The 15120-nt window shown below is 65.3% G+C and carries 19 protein-coding genes; 2 read left to right on the forward strand and 17 right to left on the reverse strand.

All coding sequences use genetic code 11. From position 1 onward, the window contains the following. Window positions 1-6: 6 nt before the first annotated feature. Window positions 7-543, reverse strand: a complete 537-nt coding sequence (locus tag F792_RS0105780; RefSeq protein WP_018168765.1) for a MarR family winged helix-turn-helix transcriptional regulator — start codon at window positions 541-543, stop codon at window positions 7-9. Window positions 544-924: 381 nt separating this feature from the next. Here F792_RS0105780 and F792_RS0105785 point away from each other — a divergent pair, with 381 nt between their 5' ends. Beyond that, window positions 925-2136 carry a hypothetical protein gene (locus tag F792_RS0105785; protein WP_018168766.1) on the forward strand — a complete coding sequence of 404 codons (1212 nt, stop codon included), beginning with the start codon at window positions 925-927 and terminating at the stop codon, window positions 2134-2136. A gap of 108 nt (window positions 2137-2244) precedes the next feature. On the opposite strand, the gene F792_RS0105790 is transcribed toward F792_RS0105785, so the two are convergent. Together F792_RS0105790 and F792_RS0105795 are read right to left on the reverse strand one after the other, a co-directional pair. Next, window positions 2245-3654, reverse strand: a complete 1410-nt coding sequence (locus F792_RS0105790) for an AmpG family muropeptide MFS transporter (RefSeq protein WP_018168767.1) — start codon at window positions 3652-3654, stop codon at window positions 2245-2247. Window positions 3655-3690: 36 nt separating this feature from the next. Beyond that, window positions 3691-4464, reverse strand: a complete 774-nt coding sequence (locus tag F792_RS0105795; protein ID WP_255349456.1) for an exodeoxyribonuclease III — start codon at window positions 4462-4464, stop codon at window positions 3691-3693. Between the two features lie 103 nt (window positions 4465-4567). Between F792_RS0105795 and pyrE the strand changes: the two genes are divergently transcribed. After that, window positions 4568-5203: an orotate phosphoribosyltransferase gene (gene pyrE / locus F792_RS0105800; protein WP_018168769.1), complete on the forward strand. Its 636-nt coding sequence runs from the start codon at window positions 4568-4570 to the stop codon at window positions 5201-5203. Between the two features lie 249 nt (window positions 5204-5452). Here pyrE and F792_RS0105805 read toward each other — a convergent pair whose 3' ends face one another. The 14 genes from F792_RS0105805 to F792_RS14885 form a co-directional block, all read right to left on the reverse strand. Next, window positions 5453-5809: a cupin domain-containing protein gene (locus F792_RS0105805; protein ID WP_018168770.1), complete on the reverse strand. Its 357-nt coding sequence runs from the start codon at window positions 5807-5809 to the stop codon at window positions 5453-5455. Window positions 5810-5820: 11 nt separating this feature from the next. Next, window positions 5821-7371, reverse strand: a complete 1551-nt coding sequence (gene gpmI / locus F792_RS0105810) for a 2,3-bisphosphoglycerate-independent phosphoglycerate mutase (protein ID WP_018144920.1) — start codon at window positions 7369-7371, stop codon at window positions 5821-5823. 104 nt (window positions 7372-7475) lie between these two features. Continuing rightward, entirely contained in the window at window positions 7476-8651 is a 1176-nt protein-coding gene (gene tatC / locus F792_RS0105815) for a twin-arginine translocase subunit TatC (RefSeq protein WP_018168771.1), read from the reverse strand. Then, on the reverse strand, window positions 8648-9358 hold the full coding sequence (gene tatB / locus F792_RS0105820) for a Sec-independent protein translocase protein TatB (RefSeq protein ID WP_018168772.1): 711 nt from the start codon (window positions 9356-9358) through the stop codon (window positions 8648-8650). The genes tatC and tatB overlap by 4 nt, the downstream gene beginning before the upstream one ends. Window positions 9359-9399: 41 nt before the next feature. After that, window positions 9400-9690: a twin-arginine translocase TatA/TatE family subunit gene (gene tatA / locus F792_RS0105825; RefSeq protein WP_018144923.1), complete on the reverse strand. Its 291-nt coding sequence runs from the start codon at window positions 9688-9690 to the stop codon at window positions 9400-9402. A gap of 220 nt (window positions 9691-9910) precedes the next feature. Then, window positions 9911-10282: a phosphoribosyl-ATP diphosphatase gene (locus tag F792_RS0105830; protein WP_018168773.1), complete on the reverse strand. Its 372-nt coding sequence runs from the start codon at window positions 10280-10282 to the stop codon at window positions 9911-9913. Further along, window positions 10279-11073 carry an imidazole glycerol phosphate synthase subunit HisF gene (gene hisF, locus F792_RS0105835; RefSeq protein ID WP_018144925.1) on the reverse strand — a complete coding sequence of 265 codons (795 nt, stop codon included), beginning with the start codon at window positions 11071-11073 and terminating at the stop codon, window positions 10279-10281. Before hisF ends, F792_RS0105830 begins: the two co-directional genes overlap by 4 nt. A 1-nt stretch (window position 11074) precedes the next feature. After that, a complete protein-coding gene (hisA, locus tag F792_RS0105840; protein WP_018144926.1) occupies window positions 11075-11803 on the reverse strand; it encodes a 1-(5-phosphoribosyl)-5-[(5-phosphoribosylamino)methylideneamino]imidazole-4-carboxamide isomerase in 729 nt (242 codons plus the stop codon). A 10-nt stretch (window positions 11804-11813) separates the two neighbouring features. Next, on the reverse strand, window positions 11814-12470 hold the full coding sequence (gene hisH, locus F792_RS0105845; protein ID WP_018168774.1) for an imidazole glycerol phosphate synthase subunit HisH: 657 nt from the start codon (window positions 12468-12470) through the stop codon (window positions 11814-11816). Window positions 12471-12494: 24 nt separating this feature from the next. Continuing rightward, window positions 12495-13088, reverse strand: a complete 594-nt coding sequence (gene hisB, locus F792_RS0105850) for an imidazoleglycerol-phosphate dehydratase HisB (RefSeq protein ID WP_018144928.1) — start codon at window positions 13086-13088, stop codon at window positions 12495-12497. Window positions 13089-13497: 409 nt separating this feature from the next. Beyond that, window positions 13498-13875 (reverse strand): hypothetical protein, encoded by a 378-nt coding sequence (locus tag F792_RS0105855; protein ID WP_018168775.1) that lies wholly within the window; start codon window positions 13873-13875, stop codon window positions 13498-13500. A gap of 135 nt (window positions 13876-14010) precedes the next feature. Continuing rightward, window positions 14011-14295 carry a thiosulfate oxidation carrier complex protein SoxZ gene (gene soxZ / locus F792_RS14125; protein WP_018168776.1) on the reverse strand — a complete coding sequence of 95 codons (285 nt, stop codon included), beginning with the start codon at window positions 14293-14295 and terminating at the stop codon, window positions 14011-14013. 46 nt (window positions 14296-14341) lie between these two features. Next, window positions 14342-14812: a thiosulfate oxidation carrier protein SoxY gene (gene soxY / locus F792_RS0105865; protein WP_018144931.1), complete on the reverse strand. Its 471-nt coding sequence runs from the start codon at window positions 14810-14812 to the stop codon at window positions 14342-14344. Next, on the reverse strand, window positions 14809-15069 hold the full coding sequence (locus F792_RS14885; RefSeq protein ID WP_196799401.1) for a hypothetical protein: 261 nt from the start codon (window positions 15067-15069) through the stop codon (window positions 14809-14811). The genes soxY and F792_RS14885 overlap by 4 nt, the downstream gene beginning before the upstream one ends. Window positions 15070-15120: the final 51 nt, after the last annotated feature.

Consider the following 15120-nt stretch of genomic DNA (forward strand, 5'->3'; position numbering starts at 1 on the left):
GACGGTTCAGGACTTGCCGTCGAACGGCTGCAGGCCGGCCTTGGGCTCGGTGGTGTTCATCGCCTCGACCAGCAGGTCCAGGCCCTGGTCCAGCTCCACGAGACGTCCCTTCGGCAACGACTGCAGGGCGCGGTTCAGTTCGCCCTGCGGGGCGGCCGGTGCCCTCTCCAGCAGTTCCAGCCCGGCATCGGTGACGTAGAGCCGGACGATGCGCTGGTCCTTTTCCGGACGCCGGCGCTCGATCAGACCCCGGTGTTCCAGCTTGTCCAGAAGATTGGACGTGGTGGAGGCATGCACCGATAGTCGGCGCGACAGGTCGCTGACGTTCAGTCCCGGCGTGCGCTGCAACTCCCACAACGCCCACAGCTGCGAGGCGCTGATGCCGCAGGCGCGCTCCACCGACCGCGAATGCCCCTGCAGGGCGCGGATGATCACGCGCAGCTGGCGGATTACCGACCGCGCGACATCCGGCTCGGCCGGCGCACCGGCAGGGGTGCCGGATTCGTCCTGGGGTGCCTGGTGCACGGCTTGGGTGGAGGTCATGAAAACTTCTCGCAATAAATCATTCGTCTATTTATTTTTGTACAAAAATAGTTTTATTGCAACTCGAGGTCGAACTGGCGAAATCGTGCCACGGGCTCTAAACAAGTGAGTTGGGGTATCTGCCCCGGCGAGAAGCCCGTCTCCCTGCCGGGTCCGAGACGCGCGACCGAAGGGCCCCGAACCCTCGGGGCCACAAGGAGGAACACGGGGCGGGTGTGGTGGTCGCACCACAGTGCGCCGAGCTCGCGTATCTTGTTTACAACGCATTAGAAACTGCTTATAAACGTTGCCGGCTACGATCAAGACGCACAGACGCACATTCCGTGTCCGCCCAGGATGGCCTCTGGCGACACCCGAACCGCCCGACCAGAGAGGATCGCAATGAAGAAGACGATGAGCTGGACCCTGGCACCCCTTTCCGGTGCCGTTGCCCTGGCCCTGTTTTTGGGCCCGAATGTCGCTGCCGCGGAATACGACAGCATCCAGGTCGGCAACCTGGCGATCGGCGGCGCCCTGCGCGCGAACTACACCGTGGGTGACTATGAAGGAGACCGACGCGATTGGGACAAGGGCGGCGACTTCCTTCTCGATACTGCCCGGATCAACCTTGACTACGAGAATGGGCCCTGGCTCGGCAAGATGGAATACCGTTGGTACAACGATGCCGCCAGTTCCTACAATATGCTGCACACTGGCTGGGTAGGTTATAGGTTCGAAAACGAGAACCAGCTCGAGGTGGGCGTAACCCGAGCACCGTTTGGGCCGGGTGCGTACGGCGTCTCCCAGAGCTGGTTCTTCGACCAGCATTACTACGTTGGTCTTTCCGACAATATGAACCTCGGCGTCAAGTACACCATGCCGATGGGTGACTGGACGTGGGACGTTGGCTACTTCTACTCGGATGCCGGCTCTTACTCTGGCAACAACTCTGATGACAGTGCGCGATACTCTTACGACGTAGTCGACGAAACCGGGACAGGCTTCGAGGAACGAAACCAAGTCAATTTCCGCGGGATTTACAACATCCCCAATACTGAACACGAGGTCGGTTTCTCGGCACAATATGGCGAGCTGAAGAGCAATGGTCCTCAAAGCGACGGCGACATGTTCGCGGTCTCAGGACACGCAGTTAACCGCTTTGGCAACTGGACCCTTGCCAGTCAACTGTCGTACTACAAGTACGACGTAGAAGAGCATGATCTTCTCGATGTAGGCGGCGAGGTCTTCCGAAGTGACAAGCTAGTGCAGTTTGGGGCCTACGACTACTGGAATGAAGTAGCGGCAGAAGCCTGGATTCCAGCGGTCTCGGCCAGTTACTACCACGAGACTCCAAATATTCCGTGGCTGGACTACGTGATCCCGTACGCAGAATACAGCTCCGTAGTGAAGCGCGAGAGCGACTTCAACAACAGCGACCTGCTGGTTCTAGGTGCCGCTTGGGCTCGGGGGAACTGGTACATCTACACCGACCTCGCTTACTCCAACGGCAACGGCTTTGTTGGCGGTGATACCCCTTACGGCGAACAGCTTGGTGCCAATACCACCGACGACTGGGAAACCCGTATCAACATCAACTTCGGGTATTACTTCTAAGGGCGGTCGCGGAAGGTCGTCGCCGGACGGCCTTCGGGCGAAGCCGAGCCCGCACCGAATGGTGCGGGCTTTTTTGTGCCCGCCGAAAGCCACTGGGATCAGGTGCGGCTACTCGCGGGCGGACGCCGGCGAGGTATCTGGTCGGCCGGGCTGGGGCATACGGTCGGGGTTGGCCCAGCGCATCAGGGCGAAGGCGAGCAGGATGGTGGGGATGCCGATCAGGGCGGAGCTGGCGAAGAACCAGACCCAGCCGATGTGTTCGGCCAGCACGCCGGTGAAGCCGGCGAGGAATTGCCCCGGCAGGGTCATGATGGAGCTGAACAGGGCGTACTGGGTGGCGGTGTAGGCGCTGTTGGTCAGACTGGAGAGATAGGCGATGAACACCGAAATCGCCATGCCCCCGGAGAGGTTGTCGGCCATGATCGCGAACACCAGCCCATAGGTCTCGGGCCCGAGCGTCGCCAGCCAGGAGAAGGTGAGGTTGGTCAGCGGCGCCAGGATCGCGGTCGCGATCAGCATGCGCATGATGCCGAAGCGCACCACCAGCAATCCGCCCAGGGCCGCACCGGTCAGGGTCATGGCCAGGCCGAAGGCGGCGGCAATATTGGCGATCTCTTCCTTGGTGAATCCGATGTCCAGATAGAACGGGTTGGCCATCACCCCCATGAAGATGTCGCTGATGCGAAAGACCGCGATAAACGCGATAACAACGAGGGCGATGCGGCCGAAACGCTGCCAGAACTCGACAAAGGGGCAGACCACCGCGCCGATGACCCAGGCCTTGAGGTCCCGCCACCAGCCGGTATCCGATGTGCTGTTGAGGTAATGGACCACGCGATCCTCGAGCCGGGCCGTGGCAGCATCGCGTTTCGCGACCTCGGGCTCGCGCACGATCAACGTGCAGACGACACCTACCAGCATCAGCGCGGCCATGGCGGCATAGGACAGGCTCCAGCTACCGACGGCGGCGATGTGCAGCGCCCCGGCCCCCGCGGTCAGCAGTGCGACGCGATAACCGAACACGTAGGCCGCCGCCATGGCGCCCTGGCGCTCCTGGCTGACGGCCTCGATGCGATAGGCGTCGATGGCGATGTCCTGGGTGGCGGCGCCAAAGGCGGTGAGCACGGCCAGAACCGCAACCAGCCAGAGCTGTTCGACCGGGTCGGTCAGGGCGATCCCGCCCAGCCCGAGGATGATCACGGCCTGGGCGAACAGCATCCACGCGCGGCGGCGCCCGAATACGCGGGTCAGGAGCGGCAGGGCGAGGCGGTCGACCACCGGTGCCCAGAACACCTTGATGCTGTAGGCCATGCCGACCCAGGACAGGAAGCCGATGGAGGCCAGCTCCACCCCGAGATCGCGCAGCCAGGCGGTGAAGGTCCCGCCGGTCAGCAGCAGCGGCAACCCCGCGGCGAAGCCGAGGAACAGCATCCCGATGACCCGTGGGTGGCGGTAGACCGCCAGGGCCGCGCGCCAGTCGCGGCTCGGGGGACGCTGCGCTTCAGCGACTCCGGTCATGCGCGGACGTCACCGAATGCGAGGAAAATGCCCCGATCAGGGCTGGTAGTCATAGTCGATCCAGAACGGCGCGTGGTCGGAGAAGCGATCGTCGGTATGGATGTACGGGTCATGCGCGGTGGCCGCGATGCCCGGCGTGGCGATCTGGTAGTCGATGCGCCAGCCCACGTTCTTGGCCCAGGCCTGGCCGCGGTTGGACCACCAGGTGTACTGCTCCGGGCGTTCGTCCAGCCGCCGGAACACGTCCACCATGCCGATCTCGTCGAACAAGTGGTCCAGCCAGGCCCGCTCTTCCGGCAGGAAGCCCGAATTCTTGCGGTTGGACTTGTAGTTGGTCAGGTCAATCTCGCGGTGGGCGATGTTCCAGTCGCCACAGATCACCCATTCGCGCCCGTCCTGCATGCGCTCGGTCAGCCAGGGCCGGAAGAACTCCAGGAAACGCCACTTGGAATCCTGGCGATGATCGCCGGAGGAGCCGGACGGCAGGTACAACGAGACCACCGACAGATTGCCGAAACGCATCTCGGCATACCGGCCCTCGTTGTCCGCCTCCTCGAAGCCGATACGCGTAATGACCTCGTCCGGCTGGCGGCGGCTGTACAGGGCCACGCCGCTGTAGCCGGGCTTTACGGCATCGACATAGACACTGTGGTACCCGGGTGGATGGAAGGGCTCGCCCTGGATCTGGTGGATCTGGGCCTTGGTCTCCTGGATGCAGACCACGTCGGCCCCGGTCCCCGGGAGCCAGTCGAAGAAACCCTTGCGGGCGGCGGCACGGATGCCGTTGGCGTTCATCGAGAGTATGCGCATGGCGGGGAACGATACCGGCGCGCGCACGCGCGGGAAAGGGCCTGGCTGCGGAATCCGCGTGTCCCTGTGTCAGAATACGGCGTTTTACGACCGGAGCACCCCGATGACCGCCCACGCCTTCCTGGAATACGCCCTGCAACGCGACGTCCTGCGCTTTGGCGAGTTCACGCTGAAGTCCGGGCGGACCAGTCCGTACTTCTTCAACGCGGGCCTGTTCAACCGCGGCTCCGACCTGACCCGCCTGGGCGAGTTCTACGCCCGTGCGATCGTGGACTCCGGCATCGAATTCGACCTGGTGTTCGGCCCCGCCTACAAGGGCATCCCGCTGGCGGCGGCGGTCACCGAAGCGCTGTTCCGCGATCACGGCATGGACCTCCCCTGGGCCTTCAACCGCAAGGAGGCGAAGGACCACGGCGAGGGCGGGAACATCGTCGGCGCGCCGCTGCAGGGCCGGGTGCTGATCGTGGACGACGTGATCACCGCCGGCACCGCCATCCGCGAATCGGTGGACCTGATCCGCGCGGCCGGGGCGACGCCAGTGGGCGTGGCGATCGCCCTGGACCGCGAGGAGCGCGGCCGCGGCGAGCGCTCGGCGATCCAGGAGGTCGAAGCCGACTTGGGCCTGCAGGTCATCCGCGTTGCCGGGCTGACCGATCTCGTGACCATGCTGGAGGATACGGGCCGCGCGCCCGAACACCTGGAGGCCCTGCGCGCGTACCGCGCCGAGTACGGCGTTTAGGGGGCGCGTACCGCGGCATCGCCCCCCGTCATTGCGAGGAGTGAAGCGACGAAGCACAAAAGCAGCGAAGCTGCGTTGAACGGCCGCAGGCCGGCCCGCAGGGCGATCGAAGCGAGCAACCTCCCGGAGCTGGCAGGGGGCCGGGCCGGGATCGGGCGGTTCCGGACGGAGGTTGCTTCGTCGGCTACGCCTCCTCGCAATGACGGGGCAGGGGTTTACGCGGGGTGGCGGCATGTGCGCCGATCGGCGCTACAGCAGTTCGGTATCGTCGTGCGAGTAGGCCGGGGAGCAGCTGCAGAGGATGTGCAGCGGCTCGGTGCCAGTATTGAGGATGTTGTGCGGCGTGCCGGGATGGATACAGACGGTGTCACCCACGGCCACCGGGAAGGTCTCCTCACCCAGACGCATCTCGCCCTGCCCGCGGGTCACGTGATAGATCTCCTCGGTGCGGGCATGGCGATGCAGGCGCGTGACGGCACCCGGCTCGACCACCGCCTCGGCCAGGCTCTGGGCCGCATTGCCGTGCACGTCAGGGTGCATCAGCTCGCGGATCTCGGAGCCGTCCTTCGTATCGTAGGCCGGTGTGTCGCTGTAGCGTGTGTGCATGGCGCGCTCCCTCAGGCCGAGGCCGGCACTTCCTCGAACAGGAGGCTGCGCCCGCCCATTGCAGAGGGCTTGGGCACGCCCATCAGCTCCAGCACGGTCGGGGCCACATCGGCCAGGCCGCCGCCGGTGCGCAGACGCCAGCGCTGCGAGTCGGTAATCATGCACATCACCGGATAGATGGTGTGCTGGGTGTGCGGGGCCCCGGTCACCGGATCCACGTATTCGTCGCAGTTGCCATGGTCCGCGGTGACGATCGCCGAATATTCGAGCCTCTTCGCCGCATCCAGCACCCGCCCGACCTCACGATCCAGGACCTGGACGGCCTCGATCAGGGCCTCGCGCTTGGCCGTATGCCCCACCATGTCGCCATTGGCGAAGTTGACCAGGACGAACCCGTAGCGCCCGCTCTCCATCGCCTGGATGGTCTGGTCGGCGACCTCGGCCGCGCTCATCTCCGGCTGCTCGTCGTAGGTATCCACCGACGGCGAGGGGACCATCACGCGCTGCTCGCCGGCGTAGGGCTCTTCCTTGCCGCCGTTGAAAAAGAAGGTCACGTGGGCGTACTTCTCGGTCTCCGCACAGTGGAACTGCGGGATGCCGGCGGAGGCGATGGTGCTGCCCAGAGTCGTCGACGGGCGTTCCGGCGGGAACGCGATCGGCGACAGGAAGCGCGGGTCGTACTCGGTCAGGCAGGTCTCGGACACCGGGTGAAAGTCACCGCGGTCGAAGCCGTCGAAGTCGTCCATGCCCAGGGCCGCGGTCAGCTGACGCGGACGGTCATTACGGAAATTGAACAGCACGCAGACCGCATCCTGTCCCAGCGGCTCGCCACCGTTGATGATGCGCGGGTTGATGAACTCGTCGTCCTCGCCCGCCGCATAGGCCGCCTCGATCGCCTCGCGCGCGGAACCGGCGGCCTCCCCCTCGGCGTAGGCCATCGCGCGGAAGGCCTTTTCCGTGCGCTTCCAGCGCTTGTCACGGTCCATCGCGTAGTAACGCCCGCACACGGTGGCGATGGCGCCGCCAGCGTTCGCCAGCTCTTCCTCCAGCGGATCGAGGTAGTGGAGCGCGGAACGGGGTGCGGTATCGCGGCCGTCGGTGATCATGTGCACCATCGGGCGCGCGCCCTCGCGCTGGCAGATCTCCACCAGGGCGCGCAGGTGGCGGATATGCGAGTGCACGCCACCATCGGACACCAGACCGATCAGATGCAGCGGCTGGTCCTTCGCGGCCGCGGCGCGCGCAGCACTGACCAGGGCGTCGTTCTCGTAGAAGCTGCCATCGGTGATCGAGTCGTCGATACGCACCAGGTCCTGGTTGATCACGGTGCCCGCACCCAGGGTCAGATGCCCGACCTCGGAGTTGCCCATCTGCCCATCCGGCAGCCCGACGGCGCGACCACAGGCGTCCAGTGTCGTGTGGGTATGAGTGGAGAGGTACTCGTCGAGGCGCGGCGTATCGGCCTCGGCGTAGGCATTGTTCAGCTTGGACGGGTTCACGCCCACCCCGTCCATGATGATCAGCAGGACAGGGCGGCGGGGGGTGGGACGCGGGTGTGCCATCGCGGGATCATTACCTGGGTCAATGGGTTACCCGGGTATTTTAGCAACTTCCGATGCTTGGCGGGGGCGCAGGCCTGCACAAATACGGCCGCCGGCGCGGTGACTCAACGATCGCGCGCCGTATCGCCATCCTCCTGCGATGCGTCCGCGTCGGGCTGGCCGTCGTCAGCTGGGCCCTCGCCACCCTGGCTCTCGTCCGCCACGGGCGCCGGCTCGGCGGGGGCGTCAGTGGCGAGTGTGCTCGCGGACTCGCGCTGGCGACGCAGTTCGGCCTGTTCTTCCTCGATGCGGTCGAGCTCGGCGTCCATCTCGTCGTCGGTCAACGGCGTGTACCCGGTGCGCGCGGCGGCGCTCGCGCCCCCGCCGGCGGATGCGGCCGCCGTGGACGAAGTGGCCCGCGTGGTGCCGGACGCCTTGCCCGAACCGCCGGGGCCACCGCGCGGCGTACCACCGCCGCCACCCGGTCCATCGTCGTCCGGACCATCATCGGCGTCGGCCGCATCGTCACCGCCCGCAGTCGCACGGCGTTGCGCCTTCTTGCGCTCCATGATGCGCGACAGGATCAGGCCAATCTCGAACAACAGCCACATCGGTAGCGCCAGCAGGGTCTGCGAGATGATGTCCGGCGGGGTCAGCACCATGCCGACCAGAAACACGCCGACGATCACATAGGGGCGCTTCTGCGACAGCTTGGCCGGGGTCGTGGCCCCCATGGAGACCAGCAGGATCGTTGCCACCGGCACCTCGAAGGCAATGCCGAAGGCGATGAACAGCATGATGACGAACGACAGATAGCGCGAGATATCGGTCATCACGGCCACGCCCTCGGGCGCCGTGGCCGTGAAGAACGCGAAAATGAGCGGGAAGACCACGAAGTAGGCGAACGCCATCCCCAGATAGAACAGCGCGGTGGACGACGCCACCAGCGGCAGCGCCATGCTCTTTTCGTGCGAGTAAAGTCCGGGCGCCACGAAGGACCAGACCTGATACAGCAGGTAGGGGATGCTGAGCACCACCGCCAGCAGCAGGGTCAGCTTGAACGGGATCAGGAACGGCGCGGCCACGTCGATCGCGATCATGCTGGTGCCTTCCGGCAGGTGCTGCATCAGCGGGCCGGCCAACCAGGTGTAGATCGGGTTGGCGAACGGGAACAGGATCAGGAACATCACCAGGATGGCAATGAACATCCTGAGGATGCGGTCGCGCAGCTCGATCAGGTGCGTGAGCAGGGTCTCGGTCGCTTCCGGACTCGGCTCGACCCCCGGTTTGGTCTTGCTCATGAGTGCTTGTCAGGGGTCTGGTCGTTGTGGGTGGTATCCGCTTCGGGATCAGAGGCCTCGCCCCCCCGTGACTCGGCAGGGTCCGGGGTACGCCGTTCGCGCACCGCCGGTTTCGTCCGCTCCGGACGCGGGCCATCGGAGGCGCGCGCCTTTTGCTCGGCGGCCAGCGCCGGGTCGTCGGTCATCAAGTTGCCATCCAGATCGCCCTGGGTGGGCACACGCCGAACCTCGGGCGCATCCGCGTCGTCGGCTGCCTCCGGCGCACCCGTGTCCGAAGCACGCGCCGACGCATCCGGGCTGCGCATGGATGGCTTGTCCCGCACCGCGGGCTTGGCCTTGTTCTCGGCCAGGGCCTTTTGCTCCTTGCCGGAGAGATCCTTGCGGGTCTTCGGCTTGCCCTCGATATCTTCGCGCAGGTCCCGCTCGGTATCCTCGATATCCTCGATATCCTCGCGCAGACTGGTCTCGGTCTCGTCCATCATGTTCTTGAGCTGGCGGATCTCGCGATCCTGGCTCTTCAGCATGTTGCGCAGTTCGTCGGTCTGCAGCTCCTGCTCGAAGTCCGATCGCACGCTATGGACGAAACGCCGGGTCTTGCCGACCCAGCGCCCGATCTCGCGCGCAAGCCCGGGCAGACGCTCCGGCCCCACGACCAGAAGCGCCACCAGCACGATGATGATGATTTCCCAGAAGCCGATGTCGAACATGGGCTATCGCTCGAGCCTGGCCGCCGCGCAGGGCGCGAGGCTCAGGACTTCTTGTCCGATTGCGAGGCGTCGGAATCCTTTTCGCTGCTCTTCTTCACCTCGGCGTCGACCACCCGGCCTTCGCTGTCGGTCTGGTTCTCGACCTCGCGCGGCTCTTCGTCTTCTTCGCCTTCCTTCTTCTCGGCGTCGGGATCCTTGACCGCCTGGCGGAAGTTTTTCATCGCCGAGCCGATATCCCCACCCATGTTGCGCAGCTTCTTCGTGCCGAACAGCAGCACGACGATGAGCAGGACGATGAGGAGCTGCCAAATGCTGATACCACCAATACCCATGGACTCTGTTCTCCAGTCATACAACTTTGGGGTTAGCCTGAACGGCGCCAGGCCCATAATCAACTCTGGGGCACACCGGCCACTGTGGGCGTTCGTGCTGGAGTCGCTGTTTCTTCGCGGACAGGGCGCGGTGATTGCAGTGTAGCCGCGCCACATGAACGAACGCTTTACGGCCGGCGACTAAATGCGGCCCCCGGGGAAAGACCGATCAATGTACACGCTACGAATGGTCGGACCGGCGACCACTGGTTTCGCGCGCGGCCTTCTCGGCAACGCCCGACAGACCGAAACGCCGGCCCAGTTCATCGAGGACATCGTCCGGGTGCCGTCCGCGGGCCGCGAGCACCACCAGGGCATGAAACCACAGGTCGGCCATTTCCGACACCAGGGCGTCGGTGTCGTCGTTCTTGGCGGCAATCAGCGTCTCCGCCGATTCCTCGCCCAGTTTCTTGAGCATCTCGTCCAGCCCGCGCGCGTGAAGCTTCGCCACGTAGGACTGCTCCGGGTCGGCCTGGCGACGCTGCTCGATCACCTCGGCGAGCGCGGAAAGCACCTCGGCACCACTCGGACGAGCGGGAGTCGAATCGGTCATTGCGCGGCCACCTCGGCATCGTTCGGCCGCACCGGGACACCGGCCGCCGCCATTGCGTCCTTGGCCTCGCCCACCGTGTGCTGACCAAAGTGAAAGATACTGGCCGCCAGCACGGCATCGGCATGGCCCTCGGTCACGCCCTCCACCAGGTGCTGCAGCTCACCGACCCCGCCCGAAGCAATCACCGGCACGCCGACCGCATCGCTGACCGCGCGGGTCAGGGGCAGGTCGAAGCCGATACGGGTGCCGTCACGATCCATGCTCGTCAGCAGGATCTCGCCGGCCCCCAGAGACTCCATGCGCTGCGCCCACTCGACCACGTCCAGCCCGGTCTCGCGGCGGCCTCCGTGGGTAAAGACCTCCCAGCGCGGTGGTTCATTCCCCGTGCTGACCTGCTTGGCGTCAATCGCGACCACGATGCACTGGCTGCCGACCCAGTCGGCGGCCTCGCGCACCAGCTCGGGCCGGTGCACCGCGGCGGTGTTGATGGAGACCTTGTCGGCCCCGGCGTTCAGCAGGCGGCGGATGTCTTCGACGGCGCGCACGCCACCACCCACAGTCAGCGGGATGAACACCTCGCGCGCGACGGCCTCGACCACGTGCACGATGGTCTCGCGGTCGTCGCTGGAGGCGGTGATGTCGAGGAAGGTGATCTCGTCCGCACCCTGGGTGTTGTAGCGCCGGGCGATCTCCACCGGGTCCCCGGCATCGCGGATGCCGACGAAGTTGACACCCTTGACCACGCGGCCGGCGTCGACATCCAGACAGGGAATGATGCGCTTGGCGAGCATCTCAGGTTGCGAGGGCCTTGCGGGCCTCCTCCAGGGTGAAGGCGCCGTCGTACAAGGCCCGGCCGACGATGGCGCCGGTAATGCCCTCGTCCTCGCGGGCTGCGAGGTTGCGCAGGTCGTCCAGCGAGCTGATGCCGCCGGAGGCGATCACCGGCACGCGCACGTTGCTCGCCAGGCGCGCGGTAGCCTCCACGTTGGGGCCCTTCATCATCCCGTCGCGGGCGATGTCGGTGTAGACGAAGGCCACCACGCCGTCCGCCTCGAAGTGCTGGGCCAGGTCGATCACGTCGTGGTGCGACAGCTTGGACCAGCCATCCACCGCCAGCTTGCCGTCCTTGGCATCCAGCCCGACGATGATACGGCCGGGGAATTCCAGACACAGGTCGTTCACGAAGTGCGGCGCGCTGACCGCGCGGGTACCGATGATCACGTATTCGACCCCGGCATCCAGATAGGCCTGAACCGTGTCCTCGTCGCGCACGCCACCGCCGATCTGGATCGGCAGGTCGGGGAAGGCCTTGGCAATCGCGTGCACCGCCTTGGCATTGCGCGGCTGACCGGCAAAGGCGCCGTCGAGATCAACGATATGCAACCGCTCGGCCCCGGCATCGACCCAGCGCTTCGCCATCTCCACCGGGTCCTCGCCGAACACGGTGGAATCGTCCATGTTCCCCTGGCGCAGGCGAACGCACTTGCCTTCCTTCAGATCGATTGCGGGAATGACCAGCATCTTCGACTCCTCACGACGCCCCGGGACCGTCACCGTCCCAGCGCAGAAAGTTATGCAGCAGACGCAGCCCGCAGGCGGCGCTCTTCTCCGGATGGCACTGCATGGTGAACAACGAGCCCCGCGCCAGTGCCGAGGCAAAGGTCTCGCCATAATCGGTGCGCCCGGCGACATCGGCCTCGCGCTCGGGCTGCACCCGGTAACTATGGACGAAATAAAACCACGGGGTCTCCGGCAGGCCGTGCCACAGGGGATGCTCCTGCGCCGGCAGCACGCGGTTCCAGCCCATGTGCGGGATCTTCAGGCGCCGGCCATCCGGGCCCTCCATGGCGGGAAAGCGCGCGACCCGGCCCGGCAGGATGCCCAGCAGGTCGACGCCGCCGCTCTCCTCGCTGGCGTCCATCAGGATCTGCTGGCCCAGGCAGAGGCCCAGGAACGGGCGGTCGGCCGCCAGCTCCGGCAGCAGCCGGTCGAGCCCGCGATTCGACAGCGCCTGCATGGCGTCCCCGGCCGCGCCCTGGCCGGGAAACACCAACCGGTCGGCCTCGCGCAAGGTCTCGGGGTCGTCGGTCAGCAGTACGCGCTGGTCGCCCGCGGCCTCGTGCTCCAGTGCACGCACGACCGAGTGCAGATTCCCCATGCCGTAATCGATGACGGCAACAGTTTCCATGGCCGGGTCTCGTCCGTTGGTCCGTTACAGACTGCCCTTGGTGGACGGCGTGATCCCCGCGGAGCGCGGATCGAACTCCGCCGCCACACGCAGGGCGCGCCCGAAGGCCTTGAAGATGGTCTCGGCGACATGATGCGCGTTGTCGCCACGCAGGCAGTCGATGTGCAGGGTCATCCAGCTGTGGTTGACCAGGCCCTGGAAGAACTCGTGGAACAAGTCCACATCAAATTCGCCGATGTGCGAACGGCGGAAATCCGCGTGCATCTCCAGCCCCGGACGCCCGGAGAAGTCGATGACCACCCGTGAAAGGGCCTCGTCCAGCGGGACATAGGCATGGCCATAGCGGCGGATACCCTTCTTGTCCCCCAGGGCCTTGGCCAGCGCCTGCCCCAGGGTGATCCCGACGTCCTCCACCGTGTGATGGGCATCGATATGCAGATCGCCCTCGGCGCGCACGTCGAGATCCACCAGGCCGTGACGGGCCACCTGGTCCAGCATGTGGTCGAGGAACGGGATGCCGGTCTCAAGATGGCTTTGGCCGGTGCCGTCGAGGTTCAACTCGACGGCGATCCGGGTCTCCAGGGTGTCGCGGCGGACAGATGCAGTACGTTCAGTCATGTTCCGGTTCGGGCACGGTAAAAGGTCAGTGTAGCAAGGCTGGCCGTCGCCCGGTATGACACAGGGAAACACGGGCCTATTCACGCTAGGGAAACACTGATCAATGTACACACTCGCGTTGGCACCCCAGGTTTTCCGAGACAAGGCGCGCCGTGCAACGGGTAGGGTTCTACCCGCAAGCGGTGCAACGCAGGATCGGGGAACCTGGGGTGCCAACCCCACAAGCCATTGAAAGCAGGGGCTCGGCCGCTTTTGCGCGCGCACAGCGTTACGGCTCCCTTGTGCAGAATGACTGCACGGCAGTCACCGCGCCTTGTTCGCACGCAAAAGCGACTCGAGCGCGAGCGTGCACATTAATCAGTGTTTCCCTAGAGCAGCGTCGGGGCGGACAGCGGCCTCACCCCCGCCACTACATGCCGGAGGTCAGCTTCGGCCCCACCAATAACGCCTCGGGCACCACCGCCTGGATCGCCCCCGGCACTTCAGTGCAAAGCCCTGGCCGCGCGGTCAACGAGACCCACAGGGTGTTCAGCTTCAGGTTCAGCTCGACGAACGCGATATCGTCCCCATAGCTGTTCAACACGCGCTCGATGGCGCGCGCCCGGGCATGGAGTTCGGAGCGCGGACGCTGGCGCAGCCCGGGGATCAGCATCATGAAGTCCGCCAGCCGGCGGCCTGCGGCGTCGCGCCGGGGCAGGCGTTGCCACAGGGGCTGGTGGGGCTCGAGGAGCAGCGCCGGGCGCAGGGCCGGATCGGCTTCACGGGGCGCGGGGATATCCGGGGACATGGCGGTGCGCTCGGCATGGACCTGTCTGGAGTGTAGTCCACGCCAGAGAGACGCTGACCACAGACACCCGATGACCGGACACAAAAAAGCCGGGGACCAGCCCCGGCTTCTTCAAAGAGAGTGGGAACCCTCTTTTTACCGCACTTCGACGTCGGTCGAGTCGGATTCACCCTTGTTGTCCGTCCAGGAGACGGTCACGGTGTCACCGGCGGCGCCGTCGATCTCGCACTGCAGGAACGGGTTGCGGGAGACGGTGTAGTTCCAGTTGGCGGTAATGGCGGTGTCGCCATTGCGCGCAATTTCCACGGTTTCGATGAAGTGCGGGCCACCGTCGTCGTCGGGGACGAGCATGTCGTGGCTCATCAGCGCACGGATATTGATAACGCCGTTGCTTTCTTGGGCGCGAACTCGGATAGACATATCTTAAACCTCCAGTAGTGTTCGGATCAGCGGTTGGGGGTCGGCGTTAGCCGCCGCAGCCACCGACCGTGACCTTCACTTCTTGAACCGTCTTGTACCAGGTGTCGCCGGACTTCACGGCGGCGATCACGTTGGAGGACTCGCCCATGCGGATACGGCCAGAGATGTTCGCATGCGCGCCATCGGCCAGCACGTAATGTGCGACCAGCGGCAGGTTGTTCAGCTCGACGAACACGGCCATTTCGGTCACGTTGTCCAGGCTGGATTCGACCGACACCGGAACCACGGCGCCGTTCTCGGCGATTTCCGGGGCGCTCAGGGTGACGTCGCCATCGGCAATGTCGCTGGAGCCGGTGACGGCTTCAAAGGCGGCTTCGAGGCCTTCGGCGCCGAAGGCCTCGGACGGCCAGGCGGCGAGCAGCTTGCTCGGGGCGAGCAGACCGGCCCCGACGGCGACACCGACAGTACCGGCGGCGAGAGTGCCTTTCAGGAAGACACGGCGCTTGGTGCTAATCATGGATGATCTCCTCTCATCTTGTGGGTCAGATCCGGATTATCCGGGACGTCTTGGCGGCGAACCGCGGTGACGCCTGTTGCTTTGGACGGCGAGCGGCAGGTCTCTATTCCCTGCGGATCGGGCTCCGCCCCCTGACCAGCTTCAGTGGTCTTTTGCTGGTCTCGCAGATGCATCGTCCCAAACCTGGCTGAATCATTGATGAACGAATCATCGCCGTTCACGATCGGGTAAATTTCGTCGGACAGATACCGCAGCATCTATCGCTAGCACCTGAAGCCAGGGGCGTATCAATGGCACACTATCGCCTC

Source organism: Thioalkalivibrio sp. ALMg9 (genome assembly GCF_000380625.1).
Classification (GTDB): Bacteria; Pseudomonadota; Gammaproteobacteria; order Ectothiorhodospirales; family Ectothiorhodospiraceae; genus Thioalkalivibrio; species Thioalkalivibrio versutus.

Bases quoted from the DNA above. Each gene is read 5' to 3' on its own strand.
- F792_RS0105780 (WP_018168765.1), bottom strand. From the start codon at position 543: ATGACCTCCACCCAAGCCGTGCACCAGGCACCCCAGGACGAATCCGGC.
- F792_RS0105785 (WP_018168766.1), top strand. From the start codon at position 925: ATGAAGAAGACGATGAGCTGGACCCTGGCACCCCTTTCCGGTGCCGTT.
- F792_RS0105790 (WP_018168767.1), bottom strand. From the start codon at position 3,654: ATGACCGGAGTCGCTGAAGCGCAGCGTCCCCCGAGCCGCGACTGGCGC.
- F792_RS0105795 (WP_255349456.1), bottom strand. From the start codon at position 4,464: ATGCGCATACTCTCGATGAACGCCAACGGCATCCGTGCCGCCGCCCGC.
- pyrE (WP_018168769.1), top strand. From the start codon at position 4,568: ATGACCGCCCACGCCTTCCTGGAATACGCCCTGCAACGCGACGTCCTG.
- F792_RS0105805 (WP_018168770.1), bottom strand. From the start codon at position 5,809: ATGCACACACGCTACAGCGACACACCGGCCTACGATACGAAGGACGGC.
- gpmI (WP_018144920.1), bottom strand. From the start codon at position 7,371: ATGGCACACCCGCGTCCCACCCCCCGCCGCCCTGTCCTGCTGATCATC.
- tatC (WP_018168771.1), bottom strand. From the start codon at position 8,651: ATGAGCAAGACCAAACCGGGGGTCGAGCCGAGTCCGGAAGCGACCGAG.
- tatB (WP_018168772.1), bottom strand. From the start codon at position 9,358: ATGTTCGACATCGGCTTCTGGGAAATCATCATCATCGTGCTGGTGGCG.
- tatA (WP_018144923.1), bottom strand. From the start codon at position 9,690: ATGGGTATTGGTGGTATCAGCATTTGGCAGCTCCTCATCGTCCTGCTC.
- F792_RS0105830 (WP_018168773.1), bottom strand. From the start codon at position 10,282: ATGACCGATTCGACTCCCGCTCGTCCGAGTGGTGCCGAGGTGCTTTCC.
- hisF (WP_018144925.1), bottom strand. From the start codon at position 11,073: ATGCTCGCCAAGCGCATCATTCCCTGTCTGGATGTCGACGCCGGCCGC.
- hisA (WP_018144926.1), bottom strand. From the start codon at position 11,803: ATGCTGGTCATTCCCGCAATCGATCTGAAGGAAGGCAAGTGCGTTCGC.
- hisH (WP_018168774.1), bottom strand. From the start codon at position 12,470: ATGGAAACTGTTGCCGTCATCGATTACGGCATGGGGAATCTGCACTCG.
- hisB (WP_018144928.1), bottom strand. From the start codon at position 13,088: ATGACTGAACGTACTGCATCTGTCCGCCGCGACACCCTGGAGACCCGG.
- F792_RS0105855 (WP_018168775.1), bottom strand. From the start codon at position 13,875: ATGTCCCCGGATATCCCCGCGCCCCGTGAAGCCGATCCGGCCCTGCGC.
- soxZ (WP_018168776.1), bottom strand. From the start codon at position 14,295: ATGTCTATCCGAGTTCGCGCCCAAGAAAGCAACGGCGTTATCAATATC.
- soxY (WP_018144931.1), bottom strand. From the start codon at position 14,812: ATGATTAGCACCAAGCGCCGTGTCTTCCTGAAAGGCACTCTCGCCGCC.
- F792_RS14885 (WP_196799401.1), bottom strand. From the start codon at position 15,069: ATGCTGCGGTATCTGTCCGACGAAATTTACCCGATCGTGAACGGCGAT.